The following is a 1,576-nucleotide window of genomic DNA, read 5'->3' on the forward strand; positions in this document are numbered from 1 at the left end:
CCGTCGGCCTGCCGGTGCACCTGGACCCGGCGTTGCCCCGGCAGCGCCAGGGAGCGGGCTAGCGGTGACGACGGCGGGTTCGGCGCAGCATCGGCAGAACCCGCCGCCGCATCAGCGCTGGCGAACCCGTTCGACCTGCTGGACGTACTGCTGCAGCAGCGACCGCGCGAGTTCGTTGCGCGCGGCGATCCGCAGGAACCAGTGCGGCGCCAGCCGTTCGTGCAGCCACAGGAACCCGATCGCGAACCCGGTCCCGAGCAGCGCCTGGTAGAGCAGGAAACCCAGCGGTGCCTCCGGCAATCCCGGGGAACCGCCCAACACCCAGCGCGTCGCCACCTCGTGCACCAAGCGGGCCAGCGGGAAACCGGCGAGCCAGTACAGCGCTACCGGTGCGAACATCCCGGGCCGCGCCAGCCCGGTCACCAGTAGCACGCCGTGCCCGCCGCCGAGGACGCCCAGCGGCAGCATCAGCGCCAGCGTCGTCACCACCGTCCACATCGGAGGCTGCTGCGCCATCGCCGCGAGCGGCCCTGCGAAACCTCCGGCCAGCACCCCGATCAACGCTCCCGGCACGGCGATCTCGGCCGTGCGCCCGATCCACTCGGCTCGGTTCGTTCCGGCGCGGCTCATCTCAGCTCACGACCACGCCGAAGCGGAACAGGCTGTAGAACAGCATGCCGAGGTAGAAAACCGCGCCGAACCCGATGATCAGGTTGCTCCACCACCGCGGCCGGATCGGTCGCGGTAGCAACCGGTTGTTCACCAGCAGCAGCACCACGCAGTACGCGCCCATCGCGAACGTCGACAGGAATGCCAGCACGTCGAGCACCGCGGCAGGCCCGTCCGCGGGCCCGAACAGCAGGACCAGGATGCCGAAGGCGATCACGCCCCACAGGAATCCGGCGTAGAGGTGCGAAATCCGGAACCTGCGTGCGCCCGGCACGAAGTGGTGGGTCATGTCCGCCTGCCCGCGGGAGAACGAGTCGAACAGCCCGAGCGTGGCGTTGAGCCCGATCAGCGCGATGAATCCGAGGAACACCGAGCCCATCCAGGATCCGCCCGCCGCGGAGAACGAGTCGGCCATGGCACCCAGCGCGGCGTCCCGGTCACCGGACTCGATCAGCTCGGCGACGTTCGGGTTGCGCCGCGCCGCGGACTGGGCGAGCACCGTGAACGCGATCGTCACCAGCATGGTCACGCCCCAGAACAGCAGCAACGCGTCGAAGGTGACCCACCGCCGCCAGCCCTTCCACTTGCGCATCTCGGCGGGGTCGCCGGTGTCGAACATGAACCCGCGCGAGGGCATCGTCTCTTCCTCGTCGGCGTGCCGCAGGCCGCGGATCCGGGGGATGTGCGCGCCCATTCCGGCGCCCTTGTCCCGCAGGTGCAGGGTGTACCACATCTGCTGCATTCCGGACGGTCCCGCGAACGCGACGGAGCCGACCACGATGGGGAACCAGGTCGCCGACATCGCCTCCGGCGGGAAGTAGCCGAAGTGCAGCATCCCGGTCAGCGTGCTGGACAGGTCGCTGAGGTTGCCCGCCATCGCGGCCACCACGGTGGTGCCGACCACCAG

At 70.0% G+C, this 1,576-nt stretch carries 2 protein-coding genes; both read right to left on the minus strand.

Features of this window, described 5'->3' with window-relative positions:
* Positions 1 to 111 precede the first annotated feature (111 nt).
* Positions 112 to 630 (minus strand): hypothetical protein, encoded by a 519-nt coding sequence (locus tag IJH84_RS19655; RefSeq protein WP_295147278.1) that lies wholly within the window; start codon positions 628 to 630, stop codon positions 112 to 114.
* A 1-nt stretch (position 631) separates the two neighbouring features.
* On the minus strand, positions 632 to 1,576 hold a 945-nt coding region (locus IJH84_RS19660; RefSeq protein WP_295147281.1), incomplete at its 5' end, for an Nramp family divalent metal transporter.

Source organism: Saccharopolyspora sp. (genome assembly GCF_017434145.1).
In the GTDB taxonomy this organism is placed as follows: domain Bacteria; phylum Actinomycetota; class Actinomycetes; order Mycobacteriales; family Pseudonocardiaceae; genus Saccharopolyspora_C; species Saccharopolyspora_C galaxeae.